Below are 19982 nucleotides of genomic sequence, written 5' to 3'. Positions count from 1 at the left end.
ACTTACGCCGTTACCGTTTATTCTTTCTTATCAGACGGCGTTTACGAAATCGTCTTTGAAGTCTTCGATGCAACCTTGTAAGACGGCGCAATGGTAATCGCTTCCATACAGTCGTTGGCACAATATCACGAAACGACGCACTGGTGCTTGTCTGCGCACGAAACTCTTCAGATCGTTGCGCCGCCTCTTCTGCGGGCATGTTCTTACCCTTACGCCAGCCGCCGTACCAATATAGCCCTATTCCCATCAAAGCAGTTGCTACCATGCCTGCTGGGAACGACAGCCAAATCGCATCGTCTCCAAGCATGGGATAAAGCCCAAAAGCAAAGCCAAGACGCACTGGATACATTGAAATTATCATGACGATCAGCGGCCAAATCACATAGCCATTTGCCCGCATGGTGCCAAACAGCACTTGTGCTACTCCAAAAAAGATAAAGCCCCAGGTCGCCACTAACTGAATATGACGCCCAATCGGCACTGCTTCACTGTCACTGCCGAGGAAAAAGCCCAGAACGGTTTCATCAAAAATAGTCAGCACCACGATAATAAATCCAGTTAATACCAGATTAAAAATAAGCCCCCAGCGTGTGATACCGGCAATTCTATGCCATTGGTTGGCACCAATATTCTGTGCCACCATTGCACTCGCTGCAGCACTTAGCGCCATCGCCGGCATCTGAACGTACGTCCAAAGCTGCTGGGTTGCGCTATAAGCGGCTGTCGTCTGAACCCCCTCGCGGTTAATCAGCGATAGCATCGCCAAAGCCGCTGAAGAGATGACAATCATCTGTAGACCCATCGGCAAGCCTTTTGAGAACATCGACTTCATGATTTCTGGGTTTACACGCAAAAAGCGTAGTTCTGGTAACTTAAGTGCCAGCACCGAGCCACGTAAATACATGGTGACGAGCATACCAATAAGCGCTAACGTATTTGCGATAGCTGTTGCGAAAGCCGCGCCAAATATACCCCATTCGGGAAACGGTCCTAGACCCAAAATCAGCGTTGGGGTCAAAATCAGGTCAATAACAACCGATATAATGATAAACCAAAGCGGCGTTGTCGAATCACCCGTACCGCGCAGCGCCATCATGATCAACGTAAAGGTCAGCGTGGTGGGCATCGCAATAAAAATCATGCGCAGATAAGTTAGCGCAAGGTCTGTAGCGCTTGCTGGCGTACCAAGCAAATCAAGTAGTGTCGGGGCAAACAGCCACCCGAAAGCCGCCACTATGATACTTATCGGAATAATACTACCCAGCGCCGTTCCCATGGTTTTCTTGACCATGATGTCGTTGCGGCTACCCATCGCCTGACCAATCAAAATAGTAGACGCCATACCGAAACCAAACACAAATGAGATCAGTATAAACATCAAAATGTTGCCATTGGCGGTCGCTGCTAACGCTTCCTCACCTAAAAATCGACCGACCCAGACGGCATTAATTGAACCATTTAATGATTGTAATGCCGATGACCCAAGAGTTGGCAAGGCAAATAACAGCATTGTTTTAGGGATCGACCCTGTGGTGAGGTCACGCCGTTTACCAGTGGAAATACCTGTATCACTCAATATCTTTCCTTTTGCGCCATTTAAACGGTTGACCTCAGTGATTGTAGAAAAGCGCCCTACAAAAGAGATAAAACCGTTCACTTTGGATTGATTAGATGAAAGCATTTATTATAAATGACCGAGTTCCTGTCCTTTGAATTAGAAATGTAATCAGACAATGCTAAATCTATGCGCCACTAAATCTATACACCTAAGCCAGACAATTTATAACGCCTGTACCAAACGCTCTAACAGCTCAAGCGTACTTTCCTGTTTGACCAATGCCACACCTTGACCTGCCCAAAGCGACTGATATTCAGCATCTTTACGCTGCACAGCTTCAGCACGCATGGTTTTGGTCATCGCATTAAGCTGTGGATAAGGCGGTAAAGTAGCGCCATTATCAAAAGCTGTAAAATCGCGCAGATAGTCATTAACCAAGGCACGGGCAGGCTTTCCTGAAAACAGTCGTGTCAATCGCGTTTCAGCGCTTCGTTTACCGTGACTGGCATCAAGCAATGCCTGTTTATAACGGTCATTAATAGCACATTTATCTGTGGTCAAAAATGCCGTGCCAACCTGCGCCAATTGCGCGCCAGCAGTTTGTACTACCTTAATATCTTGTCCGGTCATAATACCGCCCGCTGCTATCAATGGAATATCGGTGTAAGCACGCGTTTGACCAATCAACGTCAATAAACCTAATGGGTCAGCAATCCCTTGCGCTAGCCAGCCACCACGATGACCGCCAGCTTCCATTCCTTGCAAACAGACTGCATCTGCGCCAACTTCCGCCCACGCTTGCGCCTCTAAAGGATGATTTGCCGTGCCAATTACGCACGTGCCGAGCTGCTGTAAGCGTTGCACCTGTTCAGCGCTAATAATGCCAAAGGTAAAGCTGGCAACCGGCACTGGATTGTCATACAGCACTTGCAACTGCTCAGCAAAATTTTGTGCGGGTTGTTTCGGCAAGTCTATATCGAGATTTTTCTGTTGATAATACTGGCTTAGCCATTTAGGAACGGCACTGTCGAAAGTAGTACAGTCGTGCTCAGACAACACCATTAGATTAATCATAAAAGGTTGATGAGTAAGGGTTCTCATCGTATTAATTTGCTGATGTAAAGCGTCGGGCGTTGTCATGCCAGCACCCAATGAGCCAAGCCCGCCAAAGTTACTGACCGTTGCTGCCAGCTCAGGTGTGGTAGCACCAGCCATTGGTGCTTGAATAATGGGATAGGTCAGTTTAAGGGTTTGTAATAAGGTCATCGTTTACGTCCTTTTTTTATTATTCATATGGGTGGTGTGCACTTTACTCTAGCAGCGCCTACGAAGCTCGGCAATGGCTATTATTGCTGAAGCATAAAATGCGTGTGTGCTAAAATTGCACTTTTAAATCAGTTCTCACCAGCGATTACTAGGAAAGGTTTTATGAGATTAGCGCGTACTGGCATTGCAGCCTTGCTTACCCTGTCTATCGTCGGCTGTACCACGCCTAATACGCTCACGGTCGCTACCACCCAACATCTGGTGCAGCATGAGCGCTTTAAATCCAGCCTGCAAACCAAAGCCTTTACCCTAGCATCGGGTGAACAACTCACGTATTTAGAAGGCGGTAATCTAGCTGGCGAGCCGTTATTATTGATACATGGTTTTGGTGGTAATAAAGACAACTTTACCCGCATTGCCGCGCGTCTCGGCGATTATCATCTCATTATTCCTGACTTGCTTGGCTTTGGTCAGTCGAGTAAACCGCTAGATGCTGACTATCGTGCTGATGCTCAAGCGCAGCGTTTGCATGAGCTGATGCAAGCCAAAGGCATGACAGATGCGCTGCATATCGGCGGCAACTCAATGGGCGGCAGTATTAGTGTTGCCTATGCCGCGCTGTATCCCAAGCAAGTCAAAAGCTTATGGTTACTGGACAGTGCAGGCTTTTGGTCAGCGGGTCTACATGAAGAATTTGTCAATGCGACGGCTGACAACAATCCGCTGGTGATCGCCGATACCAAATCCTTCTTCACACTCTATAAATTGGTGATGTATAAGCCGCCTTATATTCCCAAAACGGTAAAAGCGGTCTTTGCTCAAGAAAATATCGCTAATCGCAATTTGCATACCAAAATCATTGAGCAAATCGTAGAAGACAATGTGGAAGCGCGCGCCCAAATCGTCGCCCAGCATCGTATTCCAACCTTAGTAGTATGGGGCGAAAAGGACAAGATACTCAAACCTGAAACTGCAACATTAATGGCGGAATTAATGCCACACGCGCAGGTGATTATGATGCCCAATGTTGGTCATGTCCCGATGTTAGAAGCGGTGAAAGGAACAGCGAACGATTATAAAAAATTTCGGGCGGGGATTGGGAGTGAGTAGTATTTAAGTAAAAATTTTTATTCTAAAATAAAAAAGAAACATCAGAATATCTGACGTTTCTTTTTTTAATCTTAATGTTATAAGCCAATATCACCGCCAGCTATTTTAATTAATATTAAGAGGTTAGTTTAACTGCAATGAGCCTTTAGCAGTCATCAGTAGCTCAACCACATCATCGCCACTGATAACGGCAAAACGCTTATCAATGGCGGATTCTTCAATACCGTTATGTTTCATACAAGCCCCGCACACCAGCACATTTCCGCCTTTTTCGATAAAAGCTTCTAGCAATTCACCTGCAGGCTCAAACGGCGCGCCGATATCGATATGATCTATAGCACTGGGCAGCGCTAAATGCACTGCGTCCACCATTAATATAACCGATGCGGAATGCCCTTTTTTGAGCGCGACACCTGCCATGGTAAACGCTAGCGTGATCTTATTGGGGTTACTCTCGTTATCAAATAATGTACCGACATAATCAGTTGTGTTAGCCATGTTATTCTCCTTATCAGACTAGGTTTAAACAATAGATATAGTTGAGCATGATACTCATTAATATCCTAGCATTTATTATACCTATTCATATAATGTCTTGTTATGGAATAGTAGCGATAAGGTTACTGACAGGTTTTGACTATGTTGCTAAGTACAATTTGGCTGTATAAAATCTCTTTAGCCAGCTTCAACCCATCGGTGGCCACGGTCTATCTTTATCGCTCTCAATCCATTCAGCGACATAGCCAGTCGGTGGCAATTCCCAATCCGATTGACCTAGTGCTGCCATGACCCGCGCCGTCTCAATCACTTTGCCGCCTTCTGTCACGCCAGTTCGCAGTAATGCTGATGAGCACGGTTTACCTTTTACCCACATCGACTGTTCCACGTATATCCAGCGCGTATCAAATCCGACGATATGCGTTTTCATGGTAACTTTGTCAAAAGCACGAATCCGCTTGCGATATTGAATGGTACTGCCAGCGACCACCAAGCCCCAACGCTGCTTTAACAGCTGTGTCCCAAGTCCGCTTCGAACCGCAAAGTCCGTGCGCCCCAAGTCATAAAGGGTCAGCACCCGTCCATTATTCATCTCTAAAAAGTTATCAATATCTGATAAATGGCAGCGTAAGGTAATTTCACTGACCGCATTAACAGCAAGCGTATTGCCTTTTTTAGCTTGAATGGCAGCGTGGGCAATGGTTGTGGCATAACGAAGAAAAGGATACATAAGCGCACTCTTATTAGGCGTAAAATTGGCAATGATGAATAATAATGAACGGTTTGCATGGACAATCTGAAACTGAATTAATCAAATCGGGTTAACCTTATTAAGCAAGCGCTTTAAAAAAGCTGATTGCCGTTTTCGGTAACCATTCCAAATTAAATTTACGGTTTTGATAATCTAAAAAGCCAATATGTCCGCCATGGCGCGTATTCAATAAGGTGACGCTACTCGACACATCACCGGGCGTTGCCACTGCACCTAAAAATGGGTCATCTTTGGCACTGATTACTAAGGTCGGCTTGGCGATATGAATCAGATGCGGTAGGGCAGACGCTTTGTAATAATAGTCGTTTTTGGAGCGATAGCCGTGGCGCGGAGCGGTAAAGATATTATCAAATTCACTAATTAAACTTGTCGCTTTGATGGCTTTAATTTCATCTTCTGAGAGGTTATTATCAATGGCTTTTTGGATAATCGGGTGCAGCAGATACGGGGTATAAATACGCCGACCCACGAAACGCTCCATTGCTAGTGATGAGGACAATAAATCAACTGGCGCTGAGACCACAACCGCCGCCGCGCAAACGGCTTTTTCATTATACTCGCTCATGTATTTCGCCAGCGCATTGCCACCAAGCGACACGCCAACGCCATAAATCGTACTGTATTTGCGCGCCAAATATTGCAGCGCATGCTCAAGCTCAACCGTATCGCCCGCATCATAAAACACCGAGCCTTTCACTGGAATACCGCCACAACTGCGAAAATGAGCAACCACAAAATGCCAACCTTGTGCATGCGCGGCATAGGCAAGCGTGCGCGCATAATGGCTATTACTACTGCCTTCCATCCCATGAAACAAGACCACCAGCGGCTTATGATACTTATCATCGGACAAGACAATATCATTGGTATCATAAAAATCATAAGCGACTTCGCTTTCATTTAGCGAGTCTTTTACCAGTTCGCGTCGATAAAGAGGGACATCAGGAGCGATAAACTTGGGCAAAATCGTTTGTAAATGCGCGTTCGCAAGCCAAAAAGGTGGCTTAAATTCAGTATAAGTAAAGGTAGTCATAACAGGGTATCAAATTGTATTAAGGTGTTAGAAATGGGAGTAAGTTAGCCAATTAACAAGCATTGGATACATTTAAACGTTATTAGTCATTGCTGCTATTATCTATGGATGATAAGTTTCACGTGAAACGTAATTTTAATGTTTAAAGACCTAAACAGAATTAGTTACTCCTCAGCTGACAAGACTTTACCCGCCATTGCCAATTCAGTTTTCAATAGCTCAATATCGCGTTCAGCGATAGTAACGGTCAATAATACTTGCTTATCATAAGCCACGTTATCAATTGTCCCTTTTAAACGCTCAACTATATAGCGGCACTGCGCTTCAGTCGCGAACTCTGCTTGAATATTTACTTGGGTCATTGGTACATAAGGGCATAAAATCATCTGATCAACTGCCGCTTGTGCAGAACCGGCATACGCCCGTGTCAGTCCACCTGCACCCAATTTAATGCCACCAAAGTAGCGAACCACAATGATAATAATATTACCAATCGATTTGTGTTGCAGCACATTTAATATCGGGCGACCTGCCGTGCCGTTTGGCTCACCATCATCATCAAAGCCCGCGCTGGTGGTATTATTTGGGTCGCCAACGATATATGCCCAGCACCAATGGCGTGCATCAGCATATTGCGCGTGCAGTTGTTCCACGTGAAACATGGCTTGCTCTCTTGAGGTAACAGAATAGGCATAAGCAATGAATGCTGACTTTTTAATCTCAAGACGGGCGCTAACGGGCTGTTGTAAGGTTTGATAACTCATAGGTCATTTAGGGTCTAGTAATTTATTTAGAATCTAGTAATTCGTTTAGGGTCTAGGTGGAATATGCTAAACTTATAGCCATATCACTGCTTGCCATATTGGACGCAGTGCCCACCGTATTCTCCACTATAGCAATTGATGGTAGCAAATAGCATGCGTTTAGATAAATTTATTAGTAAAGCCACTGAACTGTCACGTAAAGAAGCCAAAAAAATCCTGCACGCGGGCGAAGTCACCGTTAATGATAGCGTGACCAAAGACGTCGGCTTGCACGTTGATATTGAAAATGATGACATTGTTTGGGCAGGCGAGCCGCTATCGGTCGCCACCGGCAATCGTTATATTTTATTGCATAAGCCAGAAGGCTTTGAATGTACCTTAAAAGTAAAAGAGCATCCAATCGTTACCGAACTGATTGCCGTGCCTGAGCTTGGTAACTTACGTATCGCCGGTCGTTTGGACGTCGATACCACAGGCGCACTGTTAATCAGTGATGATGGCAAATGGTTACATCGCGTCACCAGCCCTAAGCATGAACACGCCAAAATCTATGAGCTGACGTTAGCAGATGCGATGGATGAAGCGGCACAAGCCAACGCGGTTGCCGAAGTTGCTCAAGGTATCTTACTAGAAGGCGACCATGAAGAAACCAAGCCTGCCGTATTAGAATTTATTGATGAGACCCATGCTCGTTTAACGTTAGAGCAAGGCAAATACCATCAAGTCAAACGGATGATGGGTTATTTTGGCAACCGTGTTACTGAGCTGCATCGAGCTAGTGTTGGTCATATTACTTTAGACGGTTTGGAAAAGGGCGACAGTCGCTTTTTAACCCCAGAAGAAGTGGCGAAGTTTTAGTCATTTAGATATTAAGAACACGCCAAGCTAATGCAGTGCGTTTAATATCAAAAATTAGTATAAAGTTGTTATAAAAATAGCGGTAGCCATTTTCTAATTTGAATAATGGCTACCGTTATTTTTTTGTCTATTGATTTTGCTTATTGATAACGTTGGTCTTAATTTATTAACGTTTTAGAAATTGGCTCTGTTGCCTGTCTCTTAAACTTAAGTAGCAGTTTTGCAAAATTAACGCCTTATCCCGACCGACCATTTCATGATGTGATACAGTCCTTCTCACTATATTAATCTACTTTTTTACATATTATTCTGAAAATAAAGCTCAAATTTTTTAGAAGAGTATAAAAATGATAGGACTGTTGTTGTGAAATTATCTTTATCGAATTCTTCTGTATTAAATCTGCCTATATTAAAAGCTGCCAGTATCATTAGCGCCATCTTGTTTGCGACCACTGCCTGTGCGCAGTCGCCGCAAGCAATGAATATGAGTAAAACTCAAAGCGTTCAAAATAATGCGGTAGCAGCTAAAGTCAGTGCCAGCGTTGATAGTAAGTTGCGCCAAGTATTGACCCAAGCTGGTATCAAAGCGCAAATTACCTCTATTGCAGCATCCAATTTACCAAATATGTATCAAGTCAATTTGGTTGGGCAGCCACCGCTACACATCAGCGCCGATGGCAAATATGTGATTCAAGGTAACTTGCAAAAGAACCCAAGTAAGCACCAAGTGACTAAAATACCCGCACGTAGTACCAGCGCGCAAATCGGTATGCCAGTGAGCACCGTAGTTAAATCTGACATGCTTGCCAATATGAGTGCGCTCAAAAATATGAGCGAAAAAACGCCGTTTTTCTATACCGCTATTCCGGGGGTGATTTGGGGGGCAACGCTTGAGGGTGTACCATTTTTAATATCGGATGACGCGCAATATGTGACTGATGGCGAAATATCAGTCATTGAAAACGGTCAATTTACCGGACTCGATACCAATTTTGAAAAACGCAAAAATCAATCGGTATTTAAAAGTTTAGATGAGTCGCAGCTGATTACTTATCCCGCAACCAGCCCAGAAAAAGCAGTTATTTATGTGGCAACGGATGTCAATTGTCCTTATTGCCGTATGCTGCACAAGCAAATGAGCGCGCTGAATAAAAAGGGCGTGACCGTCAAGACGATTGGCTATCCCATCTATGAGCAGTCACCTGAGCAAATGCGCGGTATCTGGTGTCAAACCAGTGATGCCAGCCGTCGTAACGCTTTAGATAAGGCGATGCTCAGCGGACAAATGACCCCAGCACCGGCAAGCTGTAAAGCCAATCCTGTCACCCCGAACCGCGAAAAAGCAGCTGGTCTTGCCGTGGTTGCGACTCCAGCCATATTCCGTGATGATGGTGTGTTATTTCAAGCCAGTTTTGAGAGTCCAGAATTTTTAGAGTTTCTAGGTATTCAGTAGTTTTTAGGGCTGCAATAGGTATTTGATAGACCAGTCTTAATCCTAGGCTAAACGTAAACCGCCGCATCAATTCTTATTGATGCGGCGGTTTTTTAATGGCTGCTAACTAATAATTCATAGCAGGGTTTAAGACAAAGGCTTTTAGCAAAAAATTTAAGGCAAAATCACATCGACGATTTTCCAATCGATTAATCCTTGGCGCTGCATCTCAATGGTAAGCGGGTAACCTTTAACTTGTCCACTAATGGTAAAACAATTGATACCACAATAGCTAAGCGTTGGCTTGGCACTGTCCGTACCTTTAGCAACGTGTTGTTCTAGTTCATCCGCTTGCTTGGTCATCATATTTTGAATCTGATTTTTCACCACTGCCTTGACATCACCGCGCTGGACAATCATATCGCGAATCAGGATTTTTAAATCAATTTGATTACTGGCGATTGCCCACGCGGCGGCAAGCTCTTTGGTCGCGGTATTGGCTTGCCCTTGGGTATCGATTAATTGTTCTATATTTTCTGGCGTGATGGCACCGACAACCGCTTGGTTAATAAACTCATTAGCGGCTTCGGTTAGCGCGTCCCCGCCCAATTCCGCGACAAGTGGATACTGCCCCATGGTGGTGGCAAAGTTATCCGTCAGCTGTTTATTAATACTCGGACGCAGCTGTTCATAGTCAATTGCCGCTGCAATGGTTGCGCCATCTTTGGCATCATAAGCGTTTTTTAGCTGATAGGCACGGTAGTAGGGCGAGCCTCCAATGATAATAACTGCGATAACGAACAATAATAAGAGTAGTGTGAACAGCTTTTTCATAAATATGGATACTCTAAAAGGTACTCTGACCAAAAGTTGCAAGCGGCTATCTGCCGATGATAAAGCGATAAATAGTAGCACGACTATCAGCATTATAGTTATGAAAAACAGGTAGGAAAATGTGACGACAGCTTGCTATTTATATCCGTCAATATAAGTCATGCTCCGAAAGTATTAGAGACTACAAATCAAGTGACAGTTAATAAAAAGGGCGCAAACTCGTTTTACCGTTCAATATTGATAATCGCCTATGCAATTTACACAACAACAAGCTTGATAAATCAGTCTGCCATCTCCATTAATAGCGCAAACTTTTATTAATTGATGTGGTTAAACAGCATTGTGCCATATTGGCTTGCAACCGCTTGTTATGTGTCCCCTTTTTAGTGCCTCATTTATGCCGTTTCACGTGAAACATTAGGGTACTAGTTAAAGGCAATAACTGACAAGTTTCCAAGCAGGCAGGGCTGTGAAAACGATAGGAGAGCCCATGAGTAAGCGCGATTTTTATGAGATATTAGGCGTCAGTAAAACTGCCGATAGCAAAGAGATTAAACGATCTTATCGCAAGCTGGCGATGAAATATCATCCCGATCGTAACTCAGATGACCCAAAAGCGGACGAGAAGTTTAAAGAAGCGTCGATGGCATATGAAGTGCTTAGCGATGCCAATAAGCGTTCGGCATACGATCGCATGGGTCACGCCGCCTTTGAAAACGGCATGGGCGGTGGCGGTGGTGGTGGCAATTTCCAAGATATCTTTGGTGATGTGTTCGGAAGTTTTGGCGATATCTTTGGACAATCGCGCGGTGGCGGTAGTTCGCGCTCACGCCGCGGCTCTGACTTGCGCTACGTGATCGAGCTTACTTTAGAAGAAGCCGTGCGCGGCTGCAAAAAAGAAATCAGCTTTACTGCGCCAGCCCCTTGCGGCACGTGTGATGGTAAAGGCGCTAAAAATGCCTCAGATGTGGTTACTTGTCAGATGTGTCATGGACATGGGCAAGTGCGCATGCAGCAAGGCTTTTTTCAAGTACAACAAGCCTGCCCGCAATGTGGCGGCAGCGGTCAACAAATCAAAAATCCATGTTCTGATTGTCATGGTAAAGGTGTTAAAGACCGGTCACGTAATTTGGAAGTCTCTATCCCAGCGGGTGTCGATGACGGCGACCGCGTTCGCTTAGCAGGTGAAGGCGAAGCAGGTGGCGCAGGCGTGCAAAATGGCGATTTATACGTTGAAGTACGGGTCAAAAAGCACAACGTCTTTAACCGCCAAGGTGCCGACCTCTATATGGATGTACCCGTTAGCATTACGGATGCGGCACTTGGTAAAGAAGTAGAAATTCCAACCCTTGATGGCAAAGTTAAAATCAAAATTGCCGAAGGCACGCAAAGCGGCAAATTGCTACGTGTGCGTGGACGCGGTGTCACGCCTGTCCGTGCTTCAATGAAAGGCGATTTAATATGTCGGGTGGTTATTGAAACGCCAGTTGATTTGACCCGTGAACAAAAAGACTTGCTACGTCAGTTCCAAGATACGCTCGATGGCGACAGCAACCATCAGCAATCGCCACACAAAAAATCTTTCTTTAAGAAAATTGGCGATTTATTCGATTAATCATCACTAATGAATAATAGCGATTTTTTAGCGCCACTATAATCATAATATCAAGCCCAATGGTTTCACGTGAAACGATTGGGCTTTTTTATACCCTTCACTAAGATGAAAATAAGCGCACGCTTTGCTAAAGGTCAAAAAATAAATTCATGCTATGATATTACAACCTTTTAACAACCATTATCAGCACAAAAAATAAAAATATAGGGCAAAAATATGAACCAACAAGTAGAGAATCTATTAGAACTGCAAACTATTAAAGTCGGTGTTATCGGCGCTGGTGGGCGTATGGGGCGCATGCTGATTGAAGCCGTACAAGACAATCCACAAACCAGATTAAGCGCCGCAATTGAGCGTCAAGGCTCGAGCCTTGTTGGCGCGGATGCTGGCGAGGTGGCAGCGATAGGACGTATTGATGTGTCAATCGTTGATGACTTAGTTAGTGTTATTGATGATATTGATGTATTAATCGACTTTAGCTTGCCAGAAGCCACGCAACAAAATATGCAAATCTGTGCTGAGCACAACGTTGCCATGGTTATTGGTACAACTGGTTTTAACGAACAGCAAGTAGCGGCATTGGCAGCCGCTAGTCAAAAAACTGCTATTGTCTATGCTGGCAATTATTCAACAGGCGTTAATTTATCATTAAAATTACTTGAAATGGCAGCCAAAGCCTTCGGTACTGAAGCTGATGTTGAAGTGATTGAAGCACATCATAAGCATAAAATTGATGCCCCATCCGGCACCGCTTATATGATGGCAGAAGCCGTTGCCAAAGGACGCGGGCAAGACCTTAAAGACGTAGCAGTATACGGGCGTGAAGGGCAAACCGGAGCGCGTGAAACTGGCACCATCGGTATTCATGCCATTCGCGGCGGTGAAATCGTCGGCGACCATACGGTGATGTTTATCGCTGATGGGGAAGTCGTTGAAATTACCCACCGCGCGCGCGTGCGCATGACCTTTGCCGCTGGTGCTGTACGTGCCGCTACTTGGATCGTGCAGCAACCTGTTGGGCAATATGACATGCAAGATGTGCTTGGATTAAATGATTAGGTTGCTCTAAAGCATATTTGGTTATTTACGATAAGGAGCTGATCATGGGCACTAGAAAATCCCCTGCTTTCCTAGCGGATACGGTATCTCATGCACGTTGGCTAATAATAAGCCTGACTCTATTTTCCATTATTGCTCAAGCAGCGCCTTATAACATCTATGTGATTGCCACTTATGGTGGTGGTGCCCTGTTACCGACTATTCGCCAGCAGCTGAACGCCAGCCCTGATGGTGGGACGGTCACCACTTACCAAGATAAACTGGTACTAAATACCACAGCGACCAATTATCAAGCTGTTCAACAGTTGCTCACGCGCATTGACACCCAACCACAAGCGTTAGTAATCGCTGTACGCGTAGGTAATAATAGCAATAGCCAAGCCAATATTCGCCAAGGTCAGGTGATTATTACCAACCGAGGTATTCAAGGCAATGGCATCATCAATCAAAGTCGTAATGAGCAGCAAAGCAATAGTCTATATCAAGTACAAACGCTGTCAGGTAGCGCCGCGAGTATCAGTACTAGCACGCTTTGGTCATTGACCCACAATTTCACTGCTCACTATTACCCGTCAACCAATCGACCATCAGGACAAATTATTATTCAGCAGCAGCTATTATTGCCAACGACCCAAGGTATTGCCGTCACACCAAGACTGTTAACAAATGGACAGGTCGAAGTAAGATTATCTCAAGTTGACGAAAAATTTGTATCGTCAACATCACCTTATTATCAAAAAAATAACGGTAAGAATATCGTTCAAGGGCAGCGCTTACAGGCGCAGCGTTTAGACACGACTGTCATTGTACCGCGTGGACAATGGGTTACGGTCGGACATATAACGCAAAATCAGCGTTCAAGCTATAATAATGATAGTGTCATGGCTGGTAGCACAATGAACCGCAATAACAGCACACCGATACAGTTATTGGTTCAATAATTTGATAGTAATAGAAAATTTTTAATATAAAAAAGCGCGGCACTGCAAATAACAGTACCGCGCTTTTTGATGAGCATAAATTTATTTGAAATTAATCCACATAAACCACGTCTAATGGTGGAAAGCCATTAAACTCAACAGAAGAGTAAGAGTTGGTATACGCGCCAGTGGTGAGCCAATAAATTTTATCGCCAATCTCAAGGTCTAATGGCAACTGATAACCCGTTTCTTCATACATAATATCTGCTGAATCACAGGTTGGACCTGCCAATACTACCGTGCCTTGGCTGGTCGACGTTTCCATTTTAGGCGTATAAATGGGGTATTTAATCGCCTCACCCAAGGTTTCAATCAAGCCTTGGAATAGTCCAACATCGGTATACACCCAGCGCTTTAAATCAGTCTGCGACTTACGCGATATGAGTACCACGTCACTAACCAGCACCCCTGAACCGCCCACTAATGAGCGACCGGGTTCTAGAATAATCTCTGGCATGTCATCGGCATCATAATCATCAGTCAGATAACGTTTTACTTCTTCGGCATATACTTGAATTGGATTAACTTCGCTCAGATAATTAGCGGGAAAGCCGCCACCCAAATTAATCATTTGTAGCTTAATCTGCTCTTCATTTAGCATCCAATCAAACATATATTTTACTTTAGCAAGCGCATCATCCCATGCTGCCACGTCGCGTTGCTGACTGCCCACATGGAAAGAAATGCCATACGGTACCAGCCCTAAATCACGCGCCTGAATCAATAAATCAATTGCCATATTTGGATGACAGCCAAACTTACGTGACAATGGCCACTCAGCCGTATCCGAGCCTTCTACTAAAATGCGTACGAAAATGTTAGAACCGGGTGCAAACTCCGCAATATTCTTCAAATCCGCTTCAGAATCAGTGGCGTACAAGCGAACGCCTTTATCATACGCGTACTTAACATCTTTGGCTTTTTTGATGGTATTCCCATAAGAGATACGCTCAGCCGTCACCCCGCAATCAAGCACGCGATCAAGCTCATACACTGAGGCGCAATCAAAGTTGGAGCCCAACTCAGCAAGTAGGTTTATCACCTCTACCGCAGGGCTGGCTTTCATGGCATAGTGAATTTTGGCAGTCGGAAACAAACTGACCATCTCATTGAATTTGATTTTAATACGGTTAAGATCAACCACTAAAAAAGGAGTTTCACGACCTTCGGCAGCTTTAGTGAATTTCTGCCAACCGGCAGGGTCAAAATATTGGTCAATTTTGATCATGGTCATGATAGGAAACCTTTTATATCAATAATAAATGAGCGGTACACAAGATAAGAAATAGCATCAGCTTTCAATTAAACTGGAGTGGCTTGCGCTTCTTTAACTTTTCTATCGTGATCTAGCTGCTGTTTGTCGCGCACTTTTAATACTTTACGAACTTTATCACGCGCACGAGTTTGTTTAAGATGGGATAAATAATCTACAAAAATAACCCCATTTAAGTGATCCATCTCATGCTGAATACAGACGGCAAGTAAGCCTTCCGCTTCCATATCAATGGCGTCACCATTCTCATCTAAAGCCTCAATGCGAACTTTATTAGGGCGCTCGACTTTGTCATAGACGTCAGGAACTGATAGACAGCCTTCTTCATACGGTTGTTTTTCTGTTACTAAGGGTGTGATTTTAGGATTGATAAACACCATCGGTGCGTCTTTGTTTTCAGACAAATCCATAACAATCAGCTGCACATGCTTGTCCACTTGCGTGGCAGCAAGACCAATCCCTTGCGCGTCATACATGGTCTCAATCATATCAGCAGCTAACGTCTTAATATCAGCAGTGATGGTTTTGATAGGCGCAGCAATGGTGCGTAGACGCGAATCGGGATAGCTTAATATCGGGAGTAGTGCCATGCAGCTCACCTCAGGAATACGGATAGAATAGGCGGATTATTATAAGTTATATGGGGATAAAAGTAACGGTTATCAATGACTTTCCCTGTTTGTCTCTGTAACTGATACTACTATTAGCAGTTGATAATTATCTTCTGTAATTATGATCATTAAGTAATTTTCAAGAATATGCTTACTTATTCCCAAAAATTATAGCGCATAAAAAGAGACCTTATATATATAAGGTCTCTTTTTTATCTATCGTCAATTGTCTTTATAAAAATAAGCTGGCGTCTATTATAAACGACGTTTACTCATAATCATCTCATAGATAAACAATACGATAATAGCACCAATAACTGAGAAGATAAGTCCTGTAAAGCCGCCGTCAGCATCAATACCGACCAATCCTGCCATAAAGCCACCTAGCAACGCGCCTACGATACCTAATACAATGGTCAAAACCCAACCCATTGGATCGCTACCAGGCTTAATCGCACGAGCCAATAAACCAGCAACCAGACCTACAATAATCATCCAAATAAAGCCCATGAGTGTTCTCCTAAATTTATCAAAAGTTATTTATATTTTTATAAAAAATGAGCAACTGCTTATTTAATGAAGCTATTGTAAGCAATAATGTTGCGAAAAAATAAGCGCAAAATGTTATCTGTGTAGGCGCTATGTGAGGAAAATAGAGAAATTGCTATTATGGAGAGTGTTTAGGTAAATGGCAGGTTAATAAAGTAGGTTCAACGATAACAAAAGCAAATTGTCATATAGGGTTTAACAATAAAAAGGTATAAAAAAGCGCTACTCTCAAATAGAGAATAGCGCTAGTTTTAGTTTTGACGATTGAATTGATAACAATATAAAAAGTAGTGGCATTCAATAATATCCTGACTTTAGATAAATCCTTAAACGGCAGCAGGTACTAATGCCATAAGCAAGCGCTGGTGGATATTTTCAAAACCACCATTAGACATGATGATAATCGCGTCACCTGCTTGTGCGTGCACTTTAAGATACTCAATAATAGCATCGACACTTGGCATGACTTGTTGTGGATTTATAATTGAGCTTGCTGTTGCGCTGGCATCTCGATTGTCGGTATCCAAAGTAGTGGCGCGTTCAATGACGTCTTGCAAGCCCCACTCAAGCCCTGCTGGTTCATACCACAATGTATGGTCTGCCAGTGCTGCTGACGCCGCCAAACTGTCTTGATGAATGCCCATTTTCATGGTATTGCTGCGTGGCTCAATCACTGCCCATAGGCGTCTGCCTGCCAGCTTCTTTTTTGCGCCATCTAAAGTCGTGGTAATGGCAGTCGGATGATGGGCAAAATCATCAAAAACAAGGATATCATTGACGTCACCAATCAGCTCCATACGTCGTTTAATACCGGCAAATGCGGATAGCGCTGTACAAGCCGTCTCAATACTGACGCCAATATTATAAGCCGCTGCCACTGCTACGAGGGCATTATTGACGTTATGTGTGCCACTCATCGACCAATCGACCGTCGCACTTGTCCCTTTATTATCAGAAAAATGGATATTAAATTGACTGCCATCTTCGTTAATCAACTCTGCCTGCCAGTTACTGCCTATTGATTCAGGTGCCTTATTGTTTATGCTATCAATGCCATTAGACAATGTATTATCTGTAATTGCGGTACGCCAAACTGGTGTCCACACACCTTTTGCCAGTGTCTCTTCTAAGCTTGCGGTTGCTGCTGGCATGATAATTTTACCCGTACTTGGAATCATGCGCACCATATGGTGAAACTGAGTTTGAATGGCATTTAAATCGGCAAAAATATCGGCATGGTCAAATTCAAGATTATTTAAAATAGCGGTGCGCGGACGATAATGGACAAACTTTGAACGCTTATCAAAAAATGCTGAATCGTATTCGTCGGCTTCTATGACAAAGTAGCCTAACTTTTCCTTGCCTGAGTCTTTATCGTTGCCTATTTCTTTCTTATTAATCGTAGCCGCACCCAAATAACTGCTATGGGCGAAAACTTGCTGCAAACGCGTATCAGTCGTATCGACTAACGGCACACCACCAATCAGAAACCCAGCATCGATACCCGCATACTGTAGTATCCACGCCAGCATTGTTGTGGTCGTTGTTTTGCCGTGGGTGCCCGCGACGGCGAGAACGTGGCGCGACTGGAGCACCTCTTCTGATAAAAACTGTGGTCCTGAGGTATAGCGCATGCCTTCATCTAGCATGTATTCAATAACCTCCATGCCGCGCTTCATAGCATTACCAACGACAACCAAATCTGGTGCTGGCTGGAGATGTTGCGGCAAATAGCCTTCGTTAATCGTCACGCCTGCCGTCTCAAGTTGGGTTGACATCGGCGGATATACGTTGGCATCAGAGCCCGTCACCGTATGCCCAAGCTCACGTGCCAGCAGCGCCAGCGAACCCATAAATGTGCCACAAATACCAAGAATATGAATATGCATAGACGTTCCGCGCTAGATAAGAGAAGGGAAAAAGTTAAAAATAAGTGCCAGTTATTGTAAAGTAAAGGCAGATAGATAACCAATAAAAAACGCCTGAGAATTAGGCGTTAATAAGGTAGCATGAGCTGAACCATCGTTTTATTTACGCGATAGCGTGTAGTCAGCATTCGGTTTTTTATGCTCATCCAACATGATTAAATGGTTGTTTTCAATACGGTACATTTCGATATTTTTATCGTTATAAGCCACAATGATGGTGTTGTCGTCTTGACGATATACGCCTGACTCTATCAGCGGTGCGGTGGGTGTCACAGGATTCTCGTAAATACTGGTCTTTACCACCGAACCATCAGACAGTAAATTTAGGGTCATATTAATCCCATCACAAAAATCGCAAGGCAACATGCCTTTATAATCGCCGATTAAGGTGGCTTGTAAGGTACTCTCTATACGGGGCTCTGATATCATAGGTGTCCGCTGTACGCCAACACCGGCATCCGTTTTAGCAGCGCTCATTAAAGATTGCCCATTAGCTGATGTTGCTGTATTGGCATCATTGTCAGCAGTATCATTTGCCGAGGGCTGCGGTAGATTGGCGTACTGCTCACTTGCTGCATCATTCTTTATGGAAAGATTGATGCTTTGGGTAGCAGATTGCGTATCCATAGGCACAGAGGAGGCAGCAGAGCCACTGTCACAGCCGGTCAGGAATACGCTTAACACAGTAAGCAAACATAATGAGCGTTTACTAAAAGTGAGTGTATATAAGAAGGATTTACATAAAGGAAAGGCTAAATCGCGCCCATATCCCTCACGTTGCGACGATAAAGGAGAGCCTAAGCGTGACTGTAATAGCGCAGAATATCTCATCATACTAACCACAAATAACCTTATTGTTACAATAACGGCACTTAAGCTGTCTATATCATTATGATAAGGCACATTATTGAAGCGTATCCATCGCTAAAGGACGTCTAACAATGTTATCGCCTCTACTCAAGTGATCGTTATTTTTTACCAATTCCCTATTGTTAGCCTTACTCAGCATGTGGTTATACCATATATATCAGAGCAAACACTGTTCAATGTCATAAAATAAGGGCAATAAAAGCCTATAAGATAACAAAGGTTAATCGGTAGACTGTAAGCTTTTTGTTATTATTATGGCATTAGCATGACACAGGTATGCAAAGAACTCACTACGAGGATAAGTCAATTAGTGCTTAAAGAAGAAATACTGGAGGAAAGGAAAAACAAGTCACTAAAAGCGCTCTTAAAATAGTTTAAGCTAAGATAGTCTAAGACAAAACGGCTAAAAATATTTTAATAGACCTGGTTGTGAAAGCAAGTATTTTTAATAGCGCGCTGATATTTGCGGACGTAAGATACGCCAAAGTAGCAATCCATGCACCAGTAATAGCACGCTAAAAAATATTAACGACTGCTCAGGAATACTCATTCCTAAAAAACGCCATTCAACTGACGCACATTCGCCAGAGCCTGCCAGCACTTCATTAAGCACCTGCTGCATTGGTAAGGTATCTAACCAGTAATCCAAACCCGGACCACATGACGGCACTTGATCAGCAGGTAAATGCTGCAGCCATACGTGCCGCGCTGCCACCCCAGTTGCCCAGACAATCCCTAACAAACTACCAAGCCATAAGCCTAATTTTATCAAAGTAGATTTAGGATGCCACAATGCCGCTATCAAGGCAAAACCGCCCATAACCATCAGCCCAATACGCTGGAAAATACAGAGCGGACAAGGGGTAAAGCCCATATAGCGCTGTAAAAATAACAGTGCAAAACTCATCCCAAGTACAGACATGAATACCAAAAACAGTTGTAAATAACGATAAGTGGTCAAGCGTTGCATCG

The 19982-nt window shown here is 43.9% G+C and carries 19 protein-coding genes; 6 read left to right on the top strand and 13 right to left on the bottom strand.

The window, feature by feature from the left end:
• Window positions 1–10: 10 nt before the first annotated feature.
• Window positions 11–1576 carry an MATE family efflux transporter gene (locus AAEY78_RS10975; protein WP_352339381.1) on the bottom strand — a complete coding sequence of 522 codons (1566 nt, stop codon included), beginning with the start codon at window positions 1574–1576 and terminating at the stop codon, window positions 11–13.
• 204 nt (window positions 1577–1780) lie between these two features.
• Window positions 1781–2824: an NAD(P)H-dependent flavin oxidoreductase gene (locus AAEY78_RS10970; protein WP_352339380.1), complete on the bottom strand. Its 1044-nt coding sequence runs from the start codon at window positions 2822–2824 to the stop codon at window positions 1781–1783.
• A gap of 162 nt (window positions 2825–2986) precedes the next feature.
• On the opposite strand from AAEY78_RS10970, the gene AAEY78_RS10965 reads away from it, so the two are divergent.
• A complete protein-coding gene (locus AAEY78_RS10965) occupies window positions 2987–3934 on the top strand; it encodes an alpha/beta fold hydrolase (protein ID WP_352339379.1) in 948 nt (315 codons plus the stop codon).
• A 123-nt stretch (window positions 3935–4057) separates the two neighbouring features.
• Here AAEY78_RS10965 and AAEY78_RS10960 read toward each other — a convergent pair whose 3' ends face one another.
• From AAEY78_RS10960 to AAEY78_RS10945, 4 genes are all read right to left on the bottom strand, one after another.
• Window positions 4058–4432, bottom strand: coding sequence for a DsrE family protein (locus AAEY78_RS10960; protein ID WP_352339378.1), 375 nt, complete (start codon window positions 4430–4432; stop codon window positions 4058–4060).
• A 187-nt stretch (window positions 4433–4619) separates the two neighbouring features.
• Window positions 4620–5162 (bottom strand): acyl-CoA thioesterase, encoded by a 543-nt coding sequence (locus tag AAEY78_RS10955; protein WP_352339377.1) that lies wholly within the window; start codon window positions 5160–5162, stop codon window positions 4620–4622.
• Window positions 5163–5262: 100 nt separating this feature from the next.
• Complete coding sequence (locus tag AAEY78_RS10950; RefSeq protein WP_352339376.1) at window positions 5263–6237, bottom strand: YheT family hydrolase; 975 nt, start codon at window positions 6235–6237, stop codon at window positions 5263–5265.
• 164 nt (window positions 6238–6401) lie between these two features.
• Window positions 6402–7001 (bottom strand): YigZ family protein, encoded by a 600-nt coding sequence (locus AAEY78_RS10945; protein WP_352339375.1) that lies wholly within the window; start codon window positions 6999–7001, stop codon window positions 6402–6404.
• 153 nt (window positions 7002–7154) lie between these two features.
• Between AAEY78_RS10945 and AAEY78_RS10940 the strand changes: the two genes are divergently transcribed.
• The gene (locus AAEY78_RS10940; RefSeq protein ID WP_352339374.1) at window positions 7155–7859 is read left to right on the top strand and encodes a pseudouridine synthase; all 705 of its coding nucleotides are present in this window, start codon (window positions 7155–7157) and stop codon (window positions 7857–7859) included.
• A 364-nt stretch (window positions 7860–8223) separates the two neighbouring features.
• A complete protein-coding gene (locus tag AAEY78_RS10935) occupies window positions 8224–9312 on the top strand; it encodes a disulfide isomerase DsbC N-terminal domain-containing protein (RefSeq protein WP_352339373.1) in 1089 nt (362 codons plus the stop codon).
• 153 nt (window positions 9313–9465) lie between these two features.
• Here the strand turns inward: AAEY78_RS10935 and AAEY78_RS10930 are convergent, their stop codons facing one another.
• Window positions 9466–10125, bottom strand: a complete 660-nt coding sequence (locus tag AAEY78_RS10930) for a DUF2939 domain-containing protein (RefSeq protein WP_352339372.1) — start codon at window positions 10123–10125, stop codon at window positions 9466–9468.
• 490 nt (window positions 10126–10615) lie between these two features.
• On the opposite strand from AAEY78_RS10930, the gene dnaJ reads away from it, so the two are divergent.
• The 3 genes from dnaJ to AAEY78_RS10915 all read left to right on the top strand — a co-directional run bounded on the left by dnaJ (window position 10616) and on the right by AAEY78_RS10915 (window position 13740).
• Entirely contained in the window at window positions 10616–11740 is a 1125-nt protein-coding gene (gene dnaJ / locus AAEY78_RS10925) for a molecular chaperone DnaJ (RefSeq protein WP_352339371.1), read from the top strand.
• Between the two features lie 216 nt (window positions 11741–11956).
• A complete protein-coding gene (gene dapB / locus AAEY78_RS10920; protein ID WP_352339370.1) occupies window positions 11957–12799 on the top strand; it encodes a 4-hydroxy-tetrahydrodipicolinate reductase in 843 nt (280 codons plus the stop codon).
• Window positions 12800–12843: 44 nt separating this feature from the next.
• Window positions 12844–13740 (top strand): hypothetical protein, encoded by an 897-nt coding sequence (locus tag AAEY78_RS10915; RefSeq protein ID WP_352339369.1) that lies wholly within the window; start codon window positions 12844–12846, stop codon window positions 13738–13740.
• Window positions 13741–13831: 91 nt separating this feature from the next.
• On the opposite strand, the gene AAEY78_RS10910 is transcribed toward AAEY78_RS10915, so the two are convergent.
• The 6 genes from AAEY78_RS10910 to AAEY78_RS10885 all read right to left on the bottom strand — a co-directional run bounded on the left by AAEY78_RS10910 (window position 13832) and on the right by AAEY78_RS10885 (window position 19980).
• The gene (locus AAEY78_RS10910) at window positions 13832–15007 is read right to left on the bottom strand and encodes a type III PLP-dependent enzyme (protein ID WP_352339398.1); all 1176 of its coding nucleotides are present in this window, start codon (window positions 15005–15007) and stop codon (window positions 13832–13834) included.
• 74 nt (window positions 15008–15081) lie between these two features.
• Window positions 15082–15642, bottom strand: coding sequence for a peptide deformylase (def, locus tag AAEY78_RS10905; protein WP_352339368.1), 561 nt, complete (start codon window positions 15640–15642; stop codon window positions 15082–15084).
• Window positions 15643–15918: 276 nt separating this feature from the next.
• Complete coding sequence (locus AAEY78_RS10900; RefSeq protein ID WP_352339367.1) at window positions 15919–16173, bottom strand: GlsB/YeaQ/YmgE family stress response membrane protein; 255 nt, start codon at window positions 16171–16173, stop codon at window positions 15919–15921.
• Window positions 16174–16538: 365 nt separating this feature from the next.
• Window positions 16539–18101 (bottom strand): UDP-N-acetylmuramate:L-alanyl-gamma-D-glutamyl-meso-diaminopimelate ligase, encoded by a 1563-nt coding sequence (gene mpl / locus AAEY78_RS10895; protein WP_352339366.1) that lies wholly within the window; start codon window positions 18099–18101, stop codon window positions 16539–16541.
• 138 nt (window positions 18102–18239) lie between these two features.
• A complete protein-coding gene (locus tag AAEY78_RS10890; RefSeq protein WP_352339365.1) occupies window positions 18240–18974 on the bottom strand; it encodes a copper resistance protein NlpE in 735 nt (244 codons plus the stop codon).
• Window positions 18975–19455: 481 nt separating this feature from the next.
• Window positions 19456–19980, bottom strand: a complete 525-nt coding sequence (locus AAEY78_RS10885; RefSeq protein WP_352339364.1) for a disulfide bond formation protein B — start codon at window positions 19978–19980, stop codon at window positions 19456–19458.
• Window positions 19981–19982: the final 2 nt, after the last annotated feature.

It is taken from the genome of Psychrobacter sp. 16-MNA-CIBAN-0192, from assembly GCF_040309565.1.
Lineage (GTDB): Bacteria > Pseudomonadota > Gammaproteobacteria > Pseudomonadales > Moraxellaceae > Psychrobacter.
Note: the sequence above shows the minus strand (reverse complement) of the source record. Positions and strands in the feature narration are given on the sequence as shown.

What these genes read in the sequence shown, in the direction of transcription:
- AAEY78_RS10955 (WP_352339377.1), bottom strand. Translation starts at nt 5,162, where the DNA reads ATGTATCCTTTTCTTCGTTATGCCACAACCATTGCCCACGCTGCCATT.
- dnaJ (WP_352339371.1), top strand. Translation starts at nt 10,616, where the DNA reads ATGAGTAAGCGCGATTTTTATGAGATATTAGGCGTCAGTAAAACTGCC.
- AAEY78_RS10940 (WP_352339374.1), top strand. Translation starts at nt 7,155, where the DNA reads ATGCGTTTAGATAAATTTATTAGTAAAGCCACTGAACTGTCACGTAAA.
- def (WP_352339368.1), bottom strand. Translation starts at nt 15,642, where the DNA reads ATGGCACTACTCCCGATATTAAGCTATCCCGATTCGCGTCTACGCACC.
- AAEY78_RS10930 (WP_352339372.1), bottom strand. Translation starts at nt 10,125, where the DNA reads ATGAAAAAGCTGTTCACACTACTCTTATTATTGTTCGTTATCGCAGTT.
- AAEY78_RS10950 (WP_352339376.1), bottom strand. Translation starts at nt 6,237, where the DNA reads ATGACTACCTTTACTTATACTGAATTTAAGCCACCTTTTTGGCTTGCG.
- AAEY78_RS10915 (WP_352339369.1), top strand. Translation starts at nt 12,844, where the DNA reads ATGGGCACTAGAAAATCCCCTGCTTTCCTAGCGGATACGGTATCTCAT.
- mpl (WP_352339366.1), bottom strand. Translation starts at nt 18,101, where the DNA reads ATGCATATTCATATTCTTGGTATTTGTGGCACATTTATGGGTTCGCTG.
- AAEY78_RS10965 (WP_352339379.1), top strand. Translation starts at nt 2,987, where the DNA reads ATGAGATTAGCGCGTACTGGCATTGCAGCCTTGCTTACCCTGTCTATC.
- AAEY78_RS10945 (WP_352339375.1), bottom strand. Translation starts at nt 7,001, where the DNA reads ATGAGTTATCAAACCTTACAACAGCCCGTTAGCGCCCGTCTTGAGATT.
- AAEY78_RS10970 (WP_352339380.1), bottom strand. Translation starts at nt 2,824, where the DNA reads ATGACCTTATTACAAACCCTTAAACTGACCTATCCCATTATTCAAGCA.
- dapB (WP_352339370.1), top strand. Translation starts at nt 11,957, where the DNA reads ATGAACCAACAAGTAGAGAATCTATTAGAACTGCAAACTATTAAAGTC.
- AAEY78_RS10885 (WP_352339364.1), bottom strand. Translation starts at nt 19,980, where the DNA reads ATGCAACGCTTGACCACTTATCGTTATTTACAACTGTTTTTGGTATTC.
- AAEY78_RS10910 (WP_352339398.1), bottom strand. Translation starts at nt 15,007, where the DNA reads ATGATCAAAATTGACCAATATTTTGACCCTGCCGGTTGGCAGAAATTC.
- AAEY78_RS10960 (WP_352339378.1), bottom strand. Translation starts at nt 4,432, where the DNA reads ATGGCTAACACAACTGATTATGTCGGTACATTATTTGATAACGAGAGT.
- AAEY78_RS10890 (WP_352339365.1), bottom strand. Translation starts at nt 18,974, where the DNA reads ATGATGAGATATTCTGCGCTATTACAGTCACGCTTAGGCTCTCCTTTA.
- AAEY78_RS10900 (WP_352339367.1), bottom strand. Translation starts at nt 16,173, where the DNA reads ATGGGCTTTATTTGGATGATTATTGTAGGTCTGGTTGCTGGTTTATTG.